Origin of the sequence: Flavobacterium orientale (genome assembly GCF_014638005.1) — a bacterium.
Lineage (GTDB): Bacteria > Bacteroidota > Bacteroidia > Flavobacteriales > Flavobacteriaceae > Flavobacterium > Flavobacterium orientale.
The window spans coordinates 12,594-28,869 of record NZ_BMFG01000007.1; the positions used below are offsets into that span (position 1 = coordinate 12,594).

At 32.9% G+C, this 16,276-nt stretch carries 18 protein-coding genes and 3 tRNA genes; 13 read left to right on the plus strand and 8 right to left on the minus strand.

Going from position 1 to position 16,276, the window contains the following annotated elements; translation table 11 throughout:
• Window positions 1-138: 138 nt before the first annotated feature.
• The 4 genes from IEV15_RS09780 to tgt all read right to left on the minus strand — a co-directional run bounded on the left by IEV15_RS09780 (window position 139) and on the right by tgt (window position 4,360).
• Window positions 139-1,092: an acetyl-CoA carboxylase carboxyltransferase subunit alpha gene (locus tag IEV15_RS09780; RefSeq protein WP_188362346.1), complete on the minus strand. Its 954-nt coding sequence runs from the start codon at window positions 1,090-1,092 to the stop codon at window positions 139-141.
• A 125-nt stretch (window positions 1,093-1,217) separates the two neighbouring features.
• Window positions 1,218-2,126 carry a DMT family transporter gene (locus IEV15_RS09785; RefSeq protein WP_188362347.1) on the minus strand — a complete coding sequence of 303 codons (909 nt, stop codon included), beginning with the start codon at window positions 2,124-2,126 and terminating at the stop codon, window positions 1,218-1,220.
• Window positions 2,113-3,189, minus strand: a complete 1,077-nt coding sequence (locus IEV15_RS09790; protein ID WP_188362348.1) for an LptF/LptG family permease — start codon at window positions 3,187-3,189, stop codon at window positions 2,113-2,115. Before IEV15_RS09790 ends, IEV15_RS09785 begins: the two co-directional genes overlap by 14 nt.
• A 40-nt stretch (window positions 3,190-3,229) precedes the next feature.
• Complete coding sequence (tgt, locus tag IEV15_RS09795) at window positions 3,230-4,360, minus strand: tRNA guanosine(34) transglycosylase Tgt (protein WP_188362349.1); 1,131 nt, start codon at window positions 4,358-4,360, stop codon at window positions 3,230-3,232.
• Window positions 4,361-4,552: 192 nt separating this feature from the next.
• Here tgt and IEV15_RS09800 point away from each other — a divergent pair, with 192 nt between their 5' ends.
• Window positions 4,553-5,401 (plus strand): transketolase, encoded by an 849-nt coding sequence (locus tag IEV15_RS09800; protein ID WP_188362350.1) that lies wholly within the window; start codon window positions 4,553-4,555, stop codon window positions 5,399-5,401.
• 70 nt (window positions 5,402-5,471) lie between these two features.
• Entirely contained in the window at window positions 5,472-6,425 is a 954-nt protein-coding gene (locus IEV15_RS09805) for a transketolase family protein (protein WP_188362351.1), read from the plus strand.
• Window positions 6,426-6,492: 67 nt separating this feature from the next.
• Here the strand turns inward: IEV15_RS09805 and IEV15_RS09810 are convergent, their stop codons facing one another.
• A complete protein-coding gene (locus tag IEV15_RS09810) occupies window positions 6,493-7,410 on the minus strand; it encodes an FKBP-type peptidyl-prolyl cis-trans isomerase (protein ID WP_188362352.1) in 918 nt (305 codons plus the stop codon).
• Between the two features lie 77 nt (window positions 7,411-7,487).
• On the opposite strand from IEV15_RS09810, the gene IEV15_RS09815 reads away from it, so the two are divergent.
• The 3 genes from IEV15_RS09815 to IEV15_RS09825 are packed head-to-tail and all read left to right on the plus strand — an operon-like array spanning window position 7,488 to window position 8,945.
• A complete protein-coding gene (locus IEV15_RS09815; RefSeq protein WP_188362353.1) occupies window positions 7,488-7,871 on the plus strand; it encodes an RNA-binding S4 domain-containing protein in 384 nt (127 codons plus the stop codon).
• Window positions 7,858-8,442, plus strand: a complete 585-nt coding sequence (locus tag IEV15_RS09820; protein ID WP_308418843.1) for a methyltransferase domain-containing protein — start codon at window positions 7,858-7,860, stop codon at window positions 8,440-8,442. The genes IEV15_RS09815 and IEV15_RS09820 overlap by 14 nt, the downstream gene beginning before the upstream one ends.
• A 5-nt stretch (window positions 8,443-8,447) precedes the next feature.
• Window positions 8,448-8,945, plus strand: a complete 498-nt coding sequence (locus tag IEV15_RS09825) for a phosphoribosyltransferase family protein (protein ID WP_188362354.1) — start codon at window positions 8,448-8,450, stop codon at window positions 8,943-8,945.
• Here the strand turns inward: IEV15_RS09825 and IEV15_RS09830 are convergent.
• Complete coding sequence (locus IEV15_RS09830) at window positions 8,937-9,452, minus strand: shikimate kinase (protein WP_188362355.1); 516 nt, start codon at window positions 9,450-9,452, stop codon at window positions 8,937-8,939. The genes IEV15_RS09825 and IEV15_RS09830 overlap by 9 nt on opposite strands.
• A 131-nt stretch (window positions 9,453-9,583) precedes the next feature.
• Between IEV15_RS09830 and IEV15_RS09835 the strand changes: the two genes are divergently transcribed.
• The 3 genes from IEV15_RS09835 to IEV15_RS09845 all read left to right on the plus strand — a co-directional run bounded on the left by IEV15_RS09835 (window position 9,584) and on the right by IEV15_RS09845 (window position 9,886).
• Window positions 9,584-9,656: transfer RNA gene (locus IEV15_RS09835), tRNA-Lys, on the plus strand.
• Window positions 9,657-9,684: 28 nt separating this feature from the next.
• Window positions 9,685-9,757: transfer RNA gene (locus tag IEV15_RS09840), tRNA-Lys, on the plus strand.
• Window positions 9,758-9,804: 47 nt separating this feature from the next.
• A tRNA-Leu gene (locus IEV15_RS09845) sits at window positions 9,805-9,886 on the plus strand.
• Window positions 9,887-9,947: 61 nt separating this feature from the next.
• On the opposite strand, the gene IEV15_RS09850 is transcribed toward IEV15_RS09845, so the two are convergent.
• Complete coding sequence (locus IEV15_RS09850) at window positions 9,948-10,934, minus strand: tetratricopeptide repeat protein (protein WP_188362356.1); 987 nt, start codon at window positions 10,932-10,934, stop codon at window positions 9,948-9,950.
• Window positions 10,935-11,167: 233 nt separating this feature from the next.
• Between IEV15_RS09850 and IEV15_RS09855 the strand changes: the two genes are divergently transcribed.
• The 5 genes from IEV15_RS09855 to IEV15_RS09875 are packed head-to-tail and all read left to right on the plus strand — an operon-like array spanning window position 11,168 to window position 15,298.
• Window positions 11,168-12,064, plus strand: coding sequence for a MerR family transcriptional regulator (locus tag IEV15_RS09855; RefSeq protein ID WP_188362357.1), 897 nt, complete (start codon window positions 11,168-11,170; stop codon window positions 12,062-12,064).
• Window positions 12,065-12,119: 55 nt separating this feature from the next.
• The gene (gene crtID, locus IEV15_RS09860) at window positions 12,120-13,580 is read left to right on the plus strand and encodes a bifunctional phytoene desaturase/3,4-desaturase (protein WP_188362358.1); all 1,461 of its coding nucleotides are present in this window, start codon (window positions 12,120-12,122) and stop codon (window positions 13,578-13,580) included.
• A gap of 25 nt (window positions 13,581-13,605) precedes the next feature.
• Window positions 13,606-14,445: a phytoene/squalene synthase family protein gene (locus tag IEV15_RS09865; RefSeq protein ID WP_188362359.1), complete on the plus strand. Its 840-nt coding sequence runs from the start codon at window positions 13,606-13,608 to the stop codon at window positions 14,443-14,445.
• Window positions 14,446-14,463: 18 nt separating this feature from the next.
• Window positions 14,464-14,904, plus strand: coding sequence for a sterol desaturase family protein (locus IEV15_RS09870; protein WP_188362360.1), 441 nt, complete (start codon window positions 14,464-14,466; stop codon window positions 14,902-14,904).
• 7 nt (window positions 14,905-14,911) lie between these two features.
• Window positions 14,912-15,298 carry a hypothetical protein gene (locus IEV15_RS09875; protein WP_188362361.1) on the plus strand — a complete coding sequence of 129 codons (387 nt, stop codon included), beginning with the start codon at window positions 14,912-14,914 and terminating at the stop codon, window positions 15,296-15,298.
• Between the two features lie 33 nt (window positions 15,299-15,331).
• Here IEV15_RS09875 and IEV15_RS09880 read toward each other — a convergent pair whose 3' ends face one another.
• The gene (locus tag IEV15_RS09880; protein WP_188362362.1) at window positions 15,332-16,207 is read right to left on the minus strand and encodes a DUF5777 family beta-barrel protein; all 876 of its coding nucleotides are present in this window, start codon (window positions 16,205-16,207) and stop codon (window positions 15,332-15,334) included.
• Window positions 16,208-16,276: the final 69 nt, after the last annotated feature.

Genomic DNA, 16,276 nt, shown 5'->3' on the forward strand with positions numbered 1-16,276 from the left:
GGCTAAAGTAACCAAAAATTAAAATTAAACGTGTTCGAGTTGTTAGTAAACATTTGTTGAAAAGTAAATAAAAATGTTAATAACCGAAAAAAAATCCGAAGTTTCAAGGCTTCGGATTAAAAGGTAAGTATGTAGGATTTATTCTTTGTATTCTCCCATTTTACTGTATTTATCCATTCTTTGGCTTACTAACTCCTCTGTTGATAAATCTTTTAATTCGTTATATCCTTTTATAATATATTGTTCTACGGTTTTAAAGGTAGTTTCTCTATCATAATGAGCTCCCCCTAATGGTTCCGGAATAATTTCATCAATTAACTTTTGTTTTTTCATATCATAGGAAGTCAATTTCAAAGCTTCAGCAGCAATTTCTTTGTATTCCCAACTTCTCCATAAAATCGAAGAACATGATTCCGGTGAAATTACAGAATACCAAGTGTTTTCCAACATATAAACTCTGTCTCCAACACCAATTCCGAGTGCTCCACCCGATGCACCTTCACCAACAATTACGGTAATAATTGGTGTTTTTAAACGTAACATTTCAAAAATATTTCTGGCGATTGCTTCCCCTTGACCTCTTTCTTCAGCTTCAAGACCCGGATAAGCTCCCGGCGTATCTACTAACGTCACAACAGGAATTCCGAACTTTTCTGCCATTTTCATTAATCGAAGGGCTTTTCTGTAACCTTCAGGATTTGCCATTCCAAAATTTCGGAACTGACGGGTTTTGGTATTAAAACCTTTTTGTTGCCCCACAATCATGAACGATTGGCCTCCAATTTTTCCTAAACCGCCGATCATGGCTTTGTCATCTTTAAAATTTCTATCACCAAAAAGCTCTAAAAAAGTTCCGCCACAAAGAGCACGAACATGATCCATTGTATAAGGTCTGCTTGGATGTCTCGATAACTGCACGCGTTGCCAAGCTGATAAATTCTTATATATTTTCTTTTTGGTTTCTTCTAATTTCTTTTCAATTTGTTTGCAAGTAGCCGTTACATCCACATTGGATTCTTCTCCAATAATTTGGCATTTGTCCAATTGATCTTCCAGCTCTTTAATGGGAAGTTCAAAATCTAAATATTCCATAGGTCAAATGAGTTTAGTTTAGTTTGAATAGCAAAGATAGAATTTTAAATTGTTATGAAAAGTAAATTTTAATGTTATCCATCACTTTTTAATGTAAAATTAAATTTAAGCAAGACGTATTGTTTTTACTGCAAATTTACTTTTTTAGCTATGGCTTTGCGTTTCAGATAATATTTAACAATTCCGTTTAAAATAACGGTAACCACAATAATAACAGCACCTAAATAGAAGCCGGAACTCATTTGTTCTTTTTCTTTAAAAATTAAAAGAGCCAAAATTATTCCGTAAACCGGTTCCAAATTTATGGTTAGCATTACCGTATAAGGACTTAAAAATTTCATCACTTTTACAGATGCTATAAAGGCGTATGCGGTGCAGATTGAACTAAGTATAATCAAGTATATCCAATCGGATGATTGGAGTGTAAAAAATTCAGCCGAGAAACTATTCGTTAAGAGCAGGTAGATAGAAAAACACAAAACACCACCTGACAACTCATAAAATGAAATCACGGTTGGGTCGTATTTTTGAGCCAATTTTCCGTTTAAAACAGAAAATAAAGCGGATAAAAATGCTGATGTTAATGCCAGAACAATACCTAAATAATAATCGCCTTCAAAATTAAAAATGATATAAAGTCCGAATACAACCACCAATCCAAAAAGAACTTCATACCAAACGATACGACGTTTGTAAAAAATAGGTTCCAGAAAAGAGGTAAAAAAAGCTCCGGTTGAAAGACAAGCTAGCGTAACCGAAACATTTGAAACTTTAATTGCTTTAAAAAACGTCAACCAATGCATGGCAATCACCAACCCTAAGAAGAGAAAAAGCAGTAATAATTTTTTTGAAATAAAGAGTGATTGTCTTTTGAAAAGAAAATAAATAGCAATAAATCCAACTGCCATAATCATTCGAAACCAAACCAAAGGCAAGGCATCTAAAGAAATTAATTCGCCCAAAATGGCGGTAAAACCCCAAATAAAAACTATTAAATGGAGGTGTAAATAACTTTTACTATTATCGTTTAGCATTTCGAAGCAAAATGAAGGCTAATATACCAAAAACAATATTAGGAAGCCAAACCGCAACCAAAGGAGGCACACTTGATTTTTCTGCTAATGTTCCGAATATTTTATCAAAGAAAACAAACGTAAAAGCGATTACAATTCCGATGGCAAGGTTTACTCCCATTCCTCCCCTACGTTTTTTTGAAGAAACAGCGACAGCAATTAAAGTAAGAATAAATGCCGTTACCGGTAAACTATACTTTTTGTACAAAACAACCAAATATGTATTTATATTGGCATTTCCTCTATCTCTTTCTTTTTTTATAAAACGGTTTAATTCGGGTAAAGTGAGCGTTTCAGCTATGTAGATAACCGGTGTTAAATCTTCCAAATCAAACGAAAAAACGGTGTCTTTTTTCACTTCGCTTTCCAAGATATCTTCCAACTCACCAACTGTTCGTTTTTGATAATTGAACATGGTATAGGTGCTATCATTATCATTAAATTTTAATCGCCCTGCCGTGATTTTATATTTTAATTTTTCACCCTCAAATTTTTCCAATGAAAAATTGTACGCAATTTTAGAAACAGTATTAAAATTACTTACATAAATGAATTCATCATCGCTGATTTGTCTGAAAACATTTGAATTTTGGCGTACTTCAACATTGTTTTTAAGATAGGTATATCTAAAATCATTAAAACCTTTACTGGCTTTTGGCACAAGAAAAAAGCCCATAATTAATGCAAAAATTGAGACCAAAGTTGCTCCAATTAAATAAGGTCTCAAAAAACGAGTATAGGAAATTCCGGAACTTAAAATCGCAATAATTTCGGTATTGTTGGCCAACTTTGATGTAAACCAAATTACAGAAAGAAACAAAAATATGGGAAATAATAAATTGGCAAAATAAACCGTAAAATCCAAATAATAAATAGCTACCGCTTTAAACGGCACATCACTTTCTAAGATTTTATTGATTTTTTCGGCAACATCAATTACGATCCCGATAGGGATAAAAAGTAACAGCATTACCACAAAAGTAGCGATGTATCGTTTTAAAATGTATTTATCAATTATTTTCATTTAGAAAATCGGATTATTCGATTGTCGTATTTTTGAATTATTAAAGTCGTTGACTCATTTGTTTCACCATTTGTTCTTTCCAAACTCTAAAATCACCGGCAATAATGTGTTTTCTTGCTTCGCGAACCAACCACATATAAAATCCTAAATTGTGAATGGTGGCAATTTGTTTCCCCAGGTACTCATTAGCGGCAAATAAATGTCTCAAATAAGCCTTTGTGTATTCGGTATCTACAAAAGTAATTCCCATTTCATCTATGGGTGAAAAATCATTTTCCCACTTTTTATTTTTAATATTTATAGAACCGTTTGCTGTGAACAACATTCCATTTCTCGCATTTCTTGTAGGCATTACACAGTCAAACATATCAATCCCTAACGCAATATTTTCTAATATATTAATAGGAGTTCCGACTCCCATCAGATAACGGGGTTTGCTTTGAGGCAAAATAGCCGTTACTACTTCTGTCATGGCGTACATTTCTTCGGCAGGTTCACCAACAGACAGACCGCCAATGGCATTACCAACCGCATCTGCATTAGCAATATATTCTGCTGATTGTTGTCTTAAATCTTTATACGTACTTCCCTGAACAATTGGGAAAAAAGCTTGTTCATAACCGTATTTGAAAGGTAACTTTTCCAAATGATTGATACATCTGTCTAACCAACGATGTGTCATGTGCATGGAACGTCTGGCATAATTGTAATCGCATGGATAAGGTGTACATTCGTCAAAAGCCATGATAATATCAGCACCAATAGTTCGTTGAATTTCCATGACATTTTCCGGTGAAAAAAAATGATAGGAACCGTCAATATGGCTTTTAAACTTTACCCCTTCTTCTTTAATTTTTCGGTTGGATGAAAGGGAATACACTTGATATCCGCCACTATCGGTAAGAATATTTCGGTCCCAATTCATAAATTTGTGCAATCCACCGGCTTGTTCTAAAATGGAAGTTTGCGGTCGTAAATACAAATGATAGGTATTCCCTAAAATAATATCCGGATTGATGTCTTGTTTTAATTCTCGTTGATGTACTCCTTTAACTGAAGCTACGGTTCCGACAGGCATAAAAATTGGTGTTTCAATCACACCATGATCTGTAGTAATAGAACCCGCACGTGCTTTTGAATTTGGGTCTGTTGTGAGTAAATCAAATTTCATATATACATTTTACAATCGGCAAAGATAAAAGAAATAGCATTTATCATCTGAGATTTAGGAATTATTTATCTTTTAAAAAAAACCAGACTTACTAACAACTTTTCTTTAAAACTTTCCAAAAAATATAAACCCCCGACCTAGAAAATATAATAATTGAATTACCTTTGCAGCAGTTTAACAATTATAAGCATAATGAAACTTAACACACAACAACTAAACGACTTAGTAACTCAAGTCAGACGAGACATTCTTCGCATGGTTCATGCCGTAAACTCCGGACATCCGGGAGGTTCCTTAGGATGTGCAGAATTTTTTGTAGCCTTATATCAAAACCTAATGGATCGTAAGGAAACATTTGACATGGATGGTGTTGGCGAAGATTTATTTTTTCTTTCTAACGGTCACATTTCACCTGTTTTTTATAGTGTTTTGGCCAGAAGTGGTTATTTTCCGGTAGCGGAATTAGCAACATTCAGAAAACTCAATTCAAGATTACAAGGTCACCCAACTACACACGAAGGATTGCCAGGAATCAGAATAGCATCCGGTTCTTTAGGACAAGGATTATCGGTTGCAATTGGAGCCGCTCAAGCCAAAAAACTAAACAATGACAATCATTTAATTTATTCATTACACGGTGATGGCGAATTGCAAGAAGGTCAAAACTGGGAAGCCATAATGTATGCTTCAGCAAAAAAAGTGGACAATTTAATTGCCACTATTGATTTGAATGGCAAACAAATTGACGGAACCACTGACGATGTGTTACACATGGGAAGTTTGAAAGCAAAATTTGAAGCTTTTGATTGGGATGTTTTAGAAATCAAAGAAGGAAATTCATTAGAAGCAATCATTTCGGGAATGAACGAGGCCAAATCAAAAACAGGCAAAGGAAAACCGGTTTGTGTTTTATTATATACTGAAATGGGTAATGGTGTTGATTATATGATGCATACACATGCTTGGCATGGAAAAGCTCCAAATGATGAGCAACTTGCAAAAGCTTTGGAACAAAACGCGGTAACATTAGGGGATTATTAAAATTGCTTTACGCAATATGCTTTAAGCCTACGCTTATTGCCTATTGACGAAAGCTTATAGCAATAAAAAAATGAAAAAATACATAAATACAGGAAGTAAAGATACCCGTTCGGGTTTTGGAGCCGGATTGACTGAATTAGGTCAAAAAAATGAAAATGTTGTAGCACTTTGTGCCGATTTGATTGGTTCATTAAAGATGGATGATTTCAAAAAAAATCATCCGGAACGTTTTTTTCAAATTGGAATTGCAGAAGCTAACATGATTGGAATTGCTGCCGGTTTAACCATTGGTGGTAAAATTCCTTTTACAGGAACTTTTGCTAACTTTTCTACAGGAAGAGTTTACGATCAAATCAGACAATCAGTTGCTTATTCTGATAAAAATGTAAAAATTTGTGCTTCGCATGCCGGTTTAACGCTTGGTGAAGACGGAGCAACACACCAAATTTTAGAAGACATCGGATTGATGAAAATGTTACCGGGAATGACGGTTATCAACACCTGTGATTTCAACCAAACAAAAGCTGCCACTATTGCAATTGCTGACTATCATGGTCCGGTTTATTTGCGTTTTGGCCGTCCGGTTGTGCCAAATTTTATGCCTTCTGATGCACCTTTTGTGATTGGCAAAGCTATTTTATTACAAGAAGGAAATGATGTTACTATTATAGCTACAGGACATTTAGTTTGGGAAGCATTGATTGCTGCGGAAAAATTAGCAGAAAAAGGTATCTCAGCAGAGGTAATTAATATCCATACCATTAAGCCATTAGATGAAGAAGCAATTTTGAAATCAGTAGCTAAAACAGGATGTGTTGTAACTGCAGAAGAGCACAATATTCTTGGTGGTTTGGGTGAAAGTGTTTCCAGAACTTTAGTGGCCAACAATCCGTTACCGCAAGAGTTTGTGGCTGTAAATGACTCATTTGGAGAATCAGGAACACCTGACCAACTTATGGAAAAATACAAACTCAATAATCAAGCAATAGTTGAAGCAGCAGAAAGAGTTATCAAAAGAAAATAACTATTTTCTATCATAAAAAAATCCCGACAATTTAAAAACTGTCGGGATTTTTTATGTTTCTATTTTTTTAATTACAATCAGGATCTAAATGTTTTCGTAAACGTTCAGGATCTGTTGTATTACCACCACAATCCGGAATATCTGCATAAGGAATAATATTACCCTCGGCATCTTTAATTTCATCTCTGGTTAATCTAAAATCACCATCATCATCTACATCTCTATAATCCGGAATTCCATCACCGTCTGTATCATCTTCAATTGTTAAATAACCGTCGCCATTTATATCTTCTAAATAAGAAGGAATTCCATCATTATCATGGTCAATTCTTTCAATTTCGTATAATTTAAAGCTAAAAACTAAAGGTGAATAAGGAGGAATACCCGGTTGAAATAAATTAAAATAACCTAAACCAGACGGTATAAACATAACACCTGCACCAAAATCTGTAAAACTCACAGTTCCATCACCATTTGTTGTATAATTTCCGGTCTTGAATTGAGGAAAAATTTCACTCCATCCTCTGATTACATTGTCCAAACGAAGCATTGTTGAAGGAATGTCCATATAATCAAATTGAGAACCATTTAATAAAGTACCTCTATATGAAGCTAAAACAGCATCAACATTTGTTGGTGAAGGATTTTCAGCAACCCCTTCTCTTAATTTAATATAGTAAATTTTATACTCAACATCATTCAAAGTAACCATTCTGAAAGTTAAATCCGGATGGTCTTTAATCGGAGTTTGAGTTCCTCCTTCCGGAATTTCCTCGATAACCACGTCCATATCATTTTGAAAACCGGGGTTGTTGATTACTTCGATATAATGCTTTTCAAGAAATTCTTCTATAGCAGCAATATCAGCAGCATACTGCACTGCCGAATCACGAGGTGGTTCGGGTTTAGCACCATCATCTTTATTACAAGCTGAAAAAAATCCAACCGCAAGCATTACATATAAAAAGGCTTTTATTCTATTCATTATTATTATTTTTTGTGCCGCAAGATACAATTTTGATTTATTTTTGTATAAAAATTAACGCAGTATTCTGAATTTTTATGAGAGTAGATAAATTTCTTTGGTGTGTTCGCTATTACAAAACCAGAAACATGGTTACAGAGGCTTGCAAAAAGAATCAAATTACAGTAAATGGTCAAGTAGCCAAAGCCTCCAAAGAAGTCTTTCCTTCTGACAAAATTACTTTTAGAAAAGATCAAATTACGTATATAATCAGCGTTTTAGCCATTCCTGCCAACAGAGTTGGAGCCAAATTAGTAGATATCTATAGAAAAGACGAGACACCCGAAGCTTCTTTTGCCCATTTAGAAATGATTAAATTGAGTAAGGAACACTACCGCAAAACAGGAGAAGGTAGGCCAACAAAAAAAGACAGGAGAGATATTGATGACTATACAAATGATGTAATTGATGATGAAATTTAATAAAGCGTATTGGAATAAACGTTATGAAACGCAAGATATTGGTTGGGATGTTGGCACTATTACAACGCCACTAAAAGCGTATATTGATCAAATAGAAAATAAAACCCTGAAAATTTTAATTCCCGGAGCCGGAAATGCCTATGAATTAGAATACCTACACCAACAAGGATTTTCCAATGTTTATGTTGTGGACATTGCTGAAAACGCAATTGAAAGCAGCAAACAAAGAATCAAGAATGTTCCCGCCAATCATTTTCTTTTAAATGACTTTTTTGATCTTAAAAATTCATTTGATTTAATTATTGAACAAACCTTTTTTTGTGCACTTGATCCTGTTTTAAGAGAAAATTATGTACAAAAAACACATGAATTACTTACAGAAAAAGGCAAAGCAATTGGTTTGTTGTTTGACTTTCCATTAACTGAAATTGGACCTCCATTTGGCGGAGATAAAGAAGACTATTTAAAACTTTTCAGTCCACTTTTTAAAATTAAAACATTAGAAACAGCATATAATTCAATAAAACCCAGAAAAGATAAAGAACTGTTTTTTATCTTTGAGAAAAAATAAAAACAATGTCTCAAAATATCATTTTATCCCACAAAGAAATCGAAAATAAAATACGACGAATCGCTTATCAGATTTATGAAACATTTGTTGAAGAAGATGAAATTGTAATTGCGGGTATCGCTTCAAATGGTTATATTTTTGCTCAAAAATTAGCGGCTCATGTGACTGAGATTTCTTCTCTTAAAGTCAATTTGTGTGAAGTGATTATTGATAAAACGAATCCTACGCGAGCGATAAAAACATCATTGAGTGCCGAACACTACCAAAACAAAGGGCTTATTTTGGTTGATGATGTTTTGAATTCCGGGACTACTTTGGTTTATGGTGTAAAACACTTTTTAGATGTGCCTTTAAAGAAATTCAAAACGGCTGTTTTAGTAGATCGAAATCATAAAAAATATCCTGTAAAAGCTGATTTTAAAGGCATTTCACTTTCTACCTCTTTAAAAGAACATGTACAAGTTGTTTTTGAAGACAATAACAATCACGCTTATTTAGAATAACAAATCAGCTATTTCCTTTACAATTGTTTCAACAGATTTTGCATCGGTTGAAATGGTATGTTTTGCAAAGTTGTAATAATAACTTCTTTCAAAAAGGTGTTTTCCTATAAATTCTTTTAACTCGTCATTGTTTAAATTTGCCAGTAATGGTCGTTGTGATTTTGCCGGTTCTAAACGATTAATTAATGTTTCAATAGTAGTTTTTAAATAAATAGAAACAACATCGGGCTGTTCTAAAAAAAGATGATTTCCTGCATAACAGGGAGTTCCTCCTCCTAAACTCAAAACAAAATCAGTTTCATTGGAAAGCAAATTGTTTAAAAACTCATGTTCCTTTTTTCTAAAATACAGTTCACCTTTGTTCAAAAACAAATCAGAAATGGATTGATTTTCGTTTTTTTCGATAATAAAATCCAAATCCAAAGCCTTCAAATTCAATTTTTTTGCCAACTTTTCTGATACGGCTGACTTGCCTGAACCCATATAACCAACTAAAACTATTTTCATAACTAAATTAAATACCTATAAACTAAAAGGTTAAGAATAAATGATAAAAAAACGTAAAATTAAGCTAAAATTGCTTTGAAAAATAAATTATAAGACCGTATATTTGCACCCGCATTCAAGAAATTGCATTTGACTCGATAGCTCAGTCGGTAGAGCACATCACTTTTAATGATGGGGTCCTGGGTTCGAGCCCCAGTCGGGTCACAATTTTTTTAATTTCTGGAATAGCAATGACTCGATAGCTCAGTCGGTAGAGCACATCACTTTTAATGATGGGGTCCTGGGTTCGAGCCCCAGTCGGGTCACAAAAAGTAAAGACGTTGCATGCAACGTCTTTACTTTTTTCAGCAACGGCCACGTGGAGAAATTGGTAGACTCGCCATCTTGAGGGGGTGGTGCTGCAAGGCGTGTGGGTTCGAATCCCATCGTGGTCACGAATGAAGACTTTAAACTAAAAAACACCAAGTTTACTTGTGTGTTTTTTTTATCTTCCACTTATTGGCAGTATTTTTTTAATGCTTCAGTAGCACTATCGTGTTGCAGCTCTAGCGATTTTTTAAAATCAGCACAAGCATTTTCCTTTTGATTGAGCAGTACTTTTGACAATCCTCTGTTGTAATAGGCTTCCTTATTAGCACCATTAATTGCGATAGCATATGTATAATCGATAATTGCTCCTTCAAAATCATCTAATCTGTGTTTTGAAATTCCTCTTCCCACATAACTATCAGCATCCTCGGGGAAAACTTTTAAAATTTCATTATAATCATCAATAGCTCCATTATTATCTCCAATTAAAGATTTCACAACTGCTCTATTGTAATACGCTTCGCTATATTTTGTATTTAATTCGATTGCCAAATTATAATCGGCTAAAGCAGCTTTGTATTCTTCTTTACTAAATTTTGCATTCCCTCGATTGTAATATAACTTTGCGTTTTTGGAATCAAATTCAATTGCTTTATTAAAATCAACGATTGCTTTTGAATAATTCCCCATTTCAAAATAAGCATCACCTCTGTTACTTATTGCTTTTACATAGTTAGGTTTTAACTCTAAAACTTTTGTGTAGTCTGCAATAGCCTCAGCGAATTTGTCTTGTTTCATTCTTAAATTTGCTCTATTAAAATACACTTCCAGAAAATTATTCCTCAAAACCAATGCAGCATTATAATCCATCAATGCTTCGTTGTATTTTTTTAAGCTAAAATAGGCCAAACCTCTATTGCCGAACGCTTCTGTATAATTTGGATTCAATTTTATAGTTTCTGTAAAATCTTGAATAGCAAGATCAAAATTTTCAATTGCGAAGTAAGCAATTCCTCTATTATAATACACTTCATAAGATTCCTTATTTATGGAAATAGCATTAGTATACTCCATAATTGCCGCTTTGAATTCTTTATTCTCAAGTTTAAAATTTCCGTTGCGGAAGTAATTTTCATAGGTTGTTTGGGCATTACCGTTGAAAAATAAGAGCATTATTATTAAACTAAAATTAAAAGCAGGTTTCATTTCTATTTTTTCGGAAAAATAGTCAATTCTTTTTATCCACAAAAAAAAATTACTTGTGCTTCTATATTAGTTTTAATCATTATGAGGCTTGTTTTTTCTCACAAAAGCTAGTATAATCATAACTTTTATAAAAAAAAATCAAGTATGATGATTATAAACTAAAACTTTTAGTACTTTTGTTTAACTTATTTTAGTAAAAAATGAACAACGTTAAAAACATATTCAGTATTAAAGATCTTGAAAACCTTTCAGGAATAAAAGCTCATACCATAAGAATCTGGGAGAAAAGATACAATGTATTAGAGCCCATGCGAACTGATACTAACATAAGATACTATGATCTAGCTAGCTTACAAAAGCTTTTGAACATTACACTGCTTCATAACCATGGCTATAAAATATCAAAAATATCTAAACTTCCGGAAGACAGAATACCTGCCATGGTTAGAGAAATCATATCTGATAAAAGTGTAAAGAATCATGCCATAAATGCTTTTAAAATGGCTATGATTAACTTTGATCATAGTTTATTTTTCAATACTTATAATAATTTACTTGCAGAAAAATCTTTTAGAGAAGTTTTTTATGAGGTTTTTATTCCGTTGATGAATGAGATAGGAATGCTTTGGCAAACCGATACCATTTCACCTGCTCATGAACATTTTATTAGTTATTTAATCAAGCAAAAACTTTTAGTCAATACTGAAAAAATTCAGGTTCTTGAACCTACAAAATCAGATAAAGTTTTTGTTTTGTATTTACCTTTAAATGAAATCCATGAATTAGGATTAATGTATTTGAATTACGAAATTATATTGAGTGGATACAAATCAGTTTATTTAGGTGAAAGTGTGCCAATTGATAGTTTGAAAGACATAAAACGCTATTTTAACAACGTGGTTTATATATCATACATGACTGTAGAACCTGAAAAAGATAAAGTAAATGATTATCTAAAGGAATTTTACGAAGAAATTATCGATAATGAGACCGATGAATTATGGACAATTGGCAGAATTACTGAACATATAAATCAAAATCAATTCCCTAAAGTTAAAATATTTAGCTCTATAAAAGATTTAACATATATGCTTTAAAATAAATATAATTTTCCTTTTATTGTTTAACTTTTTTATTATTTTTGTTAAACAAATGAAGAGAAAAATATACATCATCGGCTCAGGGTTTTCGGCACTTGCCGCCTCCTGTTATTTAGCTCAAAAAGGACATCAAGTTACAGTCTTTGAAAAAAACGAAACAATTGGCGGAAGAGCACGTCAACTTATTAAAAACAATTTCACTTTCGACATCGGACCAACATGGTATTGGATGCCTGATGTTTTTGAGCGATTTTTTGAAGATTTTGGCAAGAAACCATCTGACTACTACGAATTAATAAAACTATCACCGGCTTACAAAGTTTATTTTGGAGTCAATAGTTTTGTCACTATTGCCGACAATCTTCCTGAAATTATAGCAACTTTTGAAACGGTTGAAAAAGGAAGTGGCGTTGTTCTTGAAAAATTTATGGCTGAAGCTCAAAGCAATTATGATATTGCCATTAAAGATTTGGTTTATCGTCCCGGTGTTTCTCCGTTAGAGCTAATCACACCTGAAACAGCATTAAAAGTTGGACAGTTTTTTTCAACTATCAGCAAAGAAGTTCGTAAACGTTTTACAAACGATAAATTAATTCAGATTTTAGAATTCCCGGTTTTATTTCTTGGTGCAAAACCTTCAGATACGCCGGCATTTTACAGTTTCATGAATTTTGCTGATTTTGGAATGGGAACATGGCATCCAAAAAACGGTATGTACAGCGTTATTTTGGCCATTGAAAATTTAGCTCGTGAATTAGGCGTTACTTTTAAAACGAATGCTTCGGTTGACAAAATTATTGTTGAAAACAAAAAAGCAATCGGAATTAGTGTCAATAATAAAATAGACTATTGCGATTTAGTTTTAAGTGGTGCAGATTACCATCATACAGAAACCTTACTTGATCCAATTGACCGAGCTTATTCAGAAAAATATTGGGAAAAGAAAACTTTTGCTCCTTCCTCCCTATTATTTTATGTTGGTTTTGATAAAAAAGTTGAAAATGTAGAACATCATACTTTATTTTTCGATGTGTCATTTAAAAAACATGCGGAAGCTATTTATGACAATCCAAGTTGGCCGGAAGAACCACTTTTTTATGCTAGTTTCCCATCAAAAACTGACGATTCAGTGGCACCCGAAGGTTGTGAAGCAGGGATCTTTTTAATACCATTAGCTCCTGGAATTGAGGATACTGAGGAACTACGAGAAAAGTACTTTTTGAAAATTATGTCACGTTTTGAAGAAATTACGCAACAGAAAATCAAAAATAATATTATCTTTAGGCAATCATTTTGTGTTAGTGACTTTATTAAAGATTACAATTCCTATAAAGGTAATGCTTACGGAATGGCGAATACCCTATTACAAACTGCTTTTTTACGACCTAAATTAAAGAGTAAAAAAGTTGGAAATTTATATTTTACAGGCCAATTAACTGTTCCAGGACCCGGAGTTCCTCCGTCGTTAATTTCAGGAAAATTGGTTGCAGCATTAATAGAAAAAAATAAATAATTCTATCAATCCATTACAATAAGCTATGAAATCATTATTTGACAAAGTCTCCTTTGATTGCAGTCGCAATGTTACAAGATCGTACAGCACTTCCTTTTCATCAGCTGTTAAAATGTTGGCTCCCTCAATTAGACAAGACATTTATAATATATATGGTTTTGTGCGATTTGCCGATGAGATAGTTGATACATTTCACGATTACAACAAAGAAGAGTTGTTCAATCTATTTGAAAATGATTTGAATTTGGCCTTAACTAATAAAATTAGTTTAAATCCGATTTTGAATTCTTTTCAACATACTGTACATACTTTTAATATTCCAAAGGACTTGATTGACTCTTTTATGTCAAGTATGAAAATGGATTTAACCAAAAAAGTATACCAAACTAATGAAGAATATGCCGAATATATTTACGGTTCTGCTGATGTTGTTGGACTAATGTGTTTGAAAGTGTTTGTAAATGGAAATAATGACCAATATGAAGAACTAAAGCAAAGTGCCATGCGTTTAGGTTCTGCCTTTCAAAAAGTAAACTTTTTAAGGGATTTAAAAGCAGACCATGACGATTTAAACAGAACCTATTTCCCAAATACTAATTTAAATCAATTGGACGAAGCTTCCAAAAAATTAATTATTGAAGAAATTGAAGCCGATTTTGCTGCCGGGTTTGAGGGTATTCAACGACTTCCGTTAGAAGCAAAATTTGGTGTTTATACGGCTTATGTATATTACAAAAAACTGCTTTCCAAATTAAAGAAGACACCTTCTATGGCTATCAAAACCACTCGAATTCGTGTTCCGGATTACCAAAAAGTTGGATTATTGGCCAAGTGTTATGTAAATTACCGACTTAATATTATTTAGATTTTAAATTTTCAGATTATGTGGATTCACATTTTAGTTTTCTTTTTGACTTTTTTTATGATGGAATTTATGGCGTGGTTTACGCATAAATATGTGATGCATGGTTTTCTTTGGAATTTACATGAAGACCATCACAAAAAAGACCATGATTCATGGTTTGAACGCAATGATACCTTCTTTATTTTTTATGCCATCGTTAGCATATCTTTCTTTTTGCTTTGGCAAAATAACATTCTTGAATTAGGATTAGCAATAGGATTGGGAATTTTTGCCTACGGATTAACCTATTTTTTAGTGCACGATATTTTTATTCATCAACGATTTAAGCTATTCAGAAATGCTAATAATCGTTATGCAAGAGCCGTGAGACGTGCTCACAAAATGCATCACAAACACATCGGCAAAGAAAAAGGAGAATGTTTTGGCATGTTAATTGTGCCCTTTAAGTACTTTAAATAAAAGCAGTATGAAAAAATTTATCCCAATCTTTATAGGTATTGTAAGTTTGTTAGTATTGACAAGTTGTTCGCATAGATTAGCAGATACTTGGCGGGTTACACACTATGAAATTCAAAATTCTAATTTTCAAACCGCAAGAGTAACCAATATCGGAACCATGTCTTTTGACAATAACAATCGTGGTAATAAAAATTTGGAATTTAATTTTTTCAATACCCAAATTAGAGATGTGAGTCCTTTTAGTTGGGATGATTCAAAAACCTTCATAGTTATAAAAAGTGACAATTCTGATTTATCCCGAACATGGAAAAAAGTTAAGAATAAGTCAAACTACCAAAAATGGGTTAATGAAGACACTTCGGACGAAAAAAGAATTATCATTTTAAGAAAATAAAAAAAAGGTGTCATAATTGACACTTTTTTTTATTTAAAATACACGAACTAAATTAAATCCAAAAGCAATTTCACCTTTGGACCAATCACCACTAGTTTGTCCTAAAAAACCTGATTCATGCATAGCTCTCGAATTGGTGAAGTGCATTTGGAAAACATGACCTCCCGTTTCTAAATCTACACCAATAGATAATGGATTTCTGTAAATTGACTGATGAGTTCTGTTTAAATGAGCTGCATAATCCATATTGATTGACCAACGACTGGTTAATTTGTACCTTCCTCCCATTCCTAAAGCAAATTGACTGTTATCTTGTGGATTGGGTAAAATTGCTTGGTTGTTTTCATCCAAAATATCTCGCAAGGTATTTTCATGAAAATAAGATGGAGCAATTTGAAGCGTTAGTTTATCTGAAAATTTTCTAGAAATTAATAATTGAGTTACATAGCTCAATCGATTTTCAAATTTTAGTTTGGGATAGTCTTTTTCCTTTAACTCTGAATTGATTGAAACACTGTTAAACCCGACAATTGTTACCGGAAAACCTTCTTTTATTTGGGATTTTATCAAATATTTGGCTGCCAAATCATACGTTTCCTGAAAACCACTTCTTGCTACGTGAACCGTTAGCCAATCTGTAGCTCCGTATAAAAATTTTAGTTGCGTATTGGCATTATCTAATCCAAAAAAATCATCAAAACCATTATTGAAATAGTCAAAACGATGTGCTACAACAAAGTAAAAATCTCCTTTTGAAGCTAATTTTGTAGATTCAAGATTTATGATCTTCAATGACTTAAATGCGGAAGTAACTCGCTGATTGGTTTCAATACTATCTAAACTATTTAATAGATCATCTTGAGTCCAACCAATAAAGGGCAACAAAAGAAATAGAAGTATTTTTCTCATATTTTGTAAATAAAAAAGGTTAAAACATAACTTATTTACGCAAAACGTTCCAATATAGTTTCAACCCTT

Coding starts and splice junctions, on each gene's coding strand:
- IEV15_RS09780 (WP_188362346.1), bottom strand. CDS start 1,092: ATGGAATATTTAGATTTTGAACTTCCCATTAAAGAGCTGGAAGATCAA.
- IEV15_RS09785 (WP_188362347.1), bottom strand. CDS start 2,126: ATGCTAAACGATAATAGTAAAAGTTATTTACACCTCCATTTAATAGTT.
- IEV15_RS09790 (WP_188362348.1), bottom strand. CDS start 3,189: ATGAAAATAATTGATAAATACATTTTAAAACGATACATCGCTACTTTT.
- tgt (WP_188362349.1), bottom strand. CDS start 4,360: ATGAAATTTGATTTACTCACAACAGACCCAAATTCAAAAGCACGTGCG.
- IEV15_RS09800 (WP_188362350.1), top strand. CDS start 4,553: ATGAAACTTAACACACAACAACTAAACGACTTAGTAACTCAAGTCAGA.
- IEV15_RS09805 (WP_188362351.1), top strand. CDS start 5,472: ATGAAAAAATACATAAATACAGGAAGTAAAGATACCCGTTCGGGTTTT.
- IEV15_RS09810 (WP_188362352.1), bottom strand. CDS start 7,410: ATGAATAGAATAAAAGCCTTTTTATATGTAATGCTTGCGGTTGGATTT.
- IEV15_RS09815 (WP_188362353.1), top strand. CDS start 7,488: ATGAGAGTAGATAAATTTCTTTGGTGTGTTCGCTATTACAAAACCAGA.
- IEV15_RS09820 (WP_308418843.1), top strand. CDS start 7,858: ATGATGAAATTTAATAAAGCGTATTGGAATAAACGTTATGAAACGCAA.
- IEV15_RS09825 (WP_188362354.1), top strand. CDS start 8,448: ATGTCTCAAAATATCATTTTATCCCACAAAGAAATCGAAAATAAAATA.
- IEV15_RS09830 (WP_188362355.1), bottom strand. CDS start 9,452: ATGAAAATAGTTTTAGTTGGTTATATGGGTTCAGGCAAGTCAGCCGTA.
- IEV15_RS09850 (WP_188362356.1), bottom strand. CDS start 10,934: ATGCTCTTATTTTTCAACGGTAATGCCCAAACAACCTATGAAAATTAC.
- IEV15_RS09855 (WP_188362357.1), top strand. CDS start 11,168: ATGAACAACGTTAAAAACATATTCAGTATTAAAGATCTTGAAAACCTT.
- crtID (WP_188362358.1), top strand. CDS start 12,120: ATGAAGAGAAAAATATACATCATCGGCTCAGGGTTTTCGGCACTTGCC.
- IEV15_RS09865 (WP_188362359.1), top strand. CDS start 13,606: ATGAAATCATTATTTGACAAAGTCTCCTTTGATTGCAGTCGCAATGTT.
- IEV15_RS09870 (WP_188362360.1), top strand. CDS start 14,464: ATGTGGATTCACATTTTAGTTTTCTTTTTGACTTTTTTTATGATGGAA.
- IEV15_RS09875 (WP_188362361.1), top strand. CDS start 14,912: ATGAAAAAATTTATCCCAATCTTTATAGGTATTGTAAGTTTGTTAGTA.
- IEV15_RS09880 (WP_188362362.1), bottom strand. CDS start 16,207: ATGAGAAAAATACTTCTATTTCTTTTGTTGCCCTTTATTGGTTGGACT.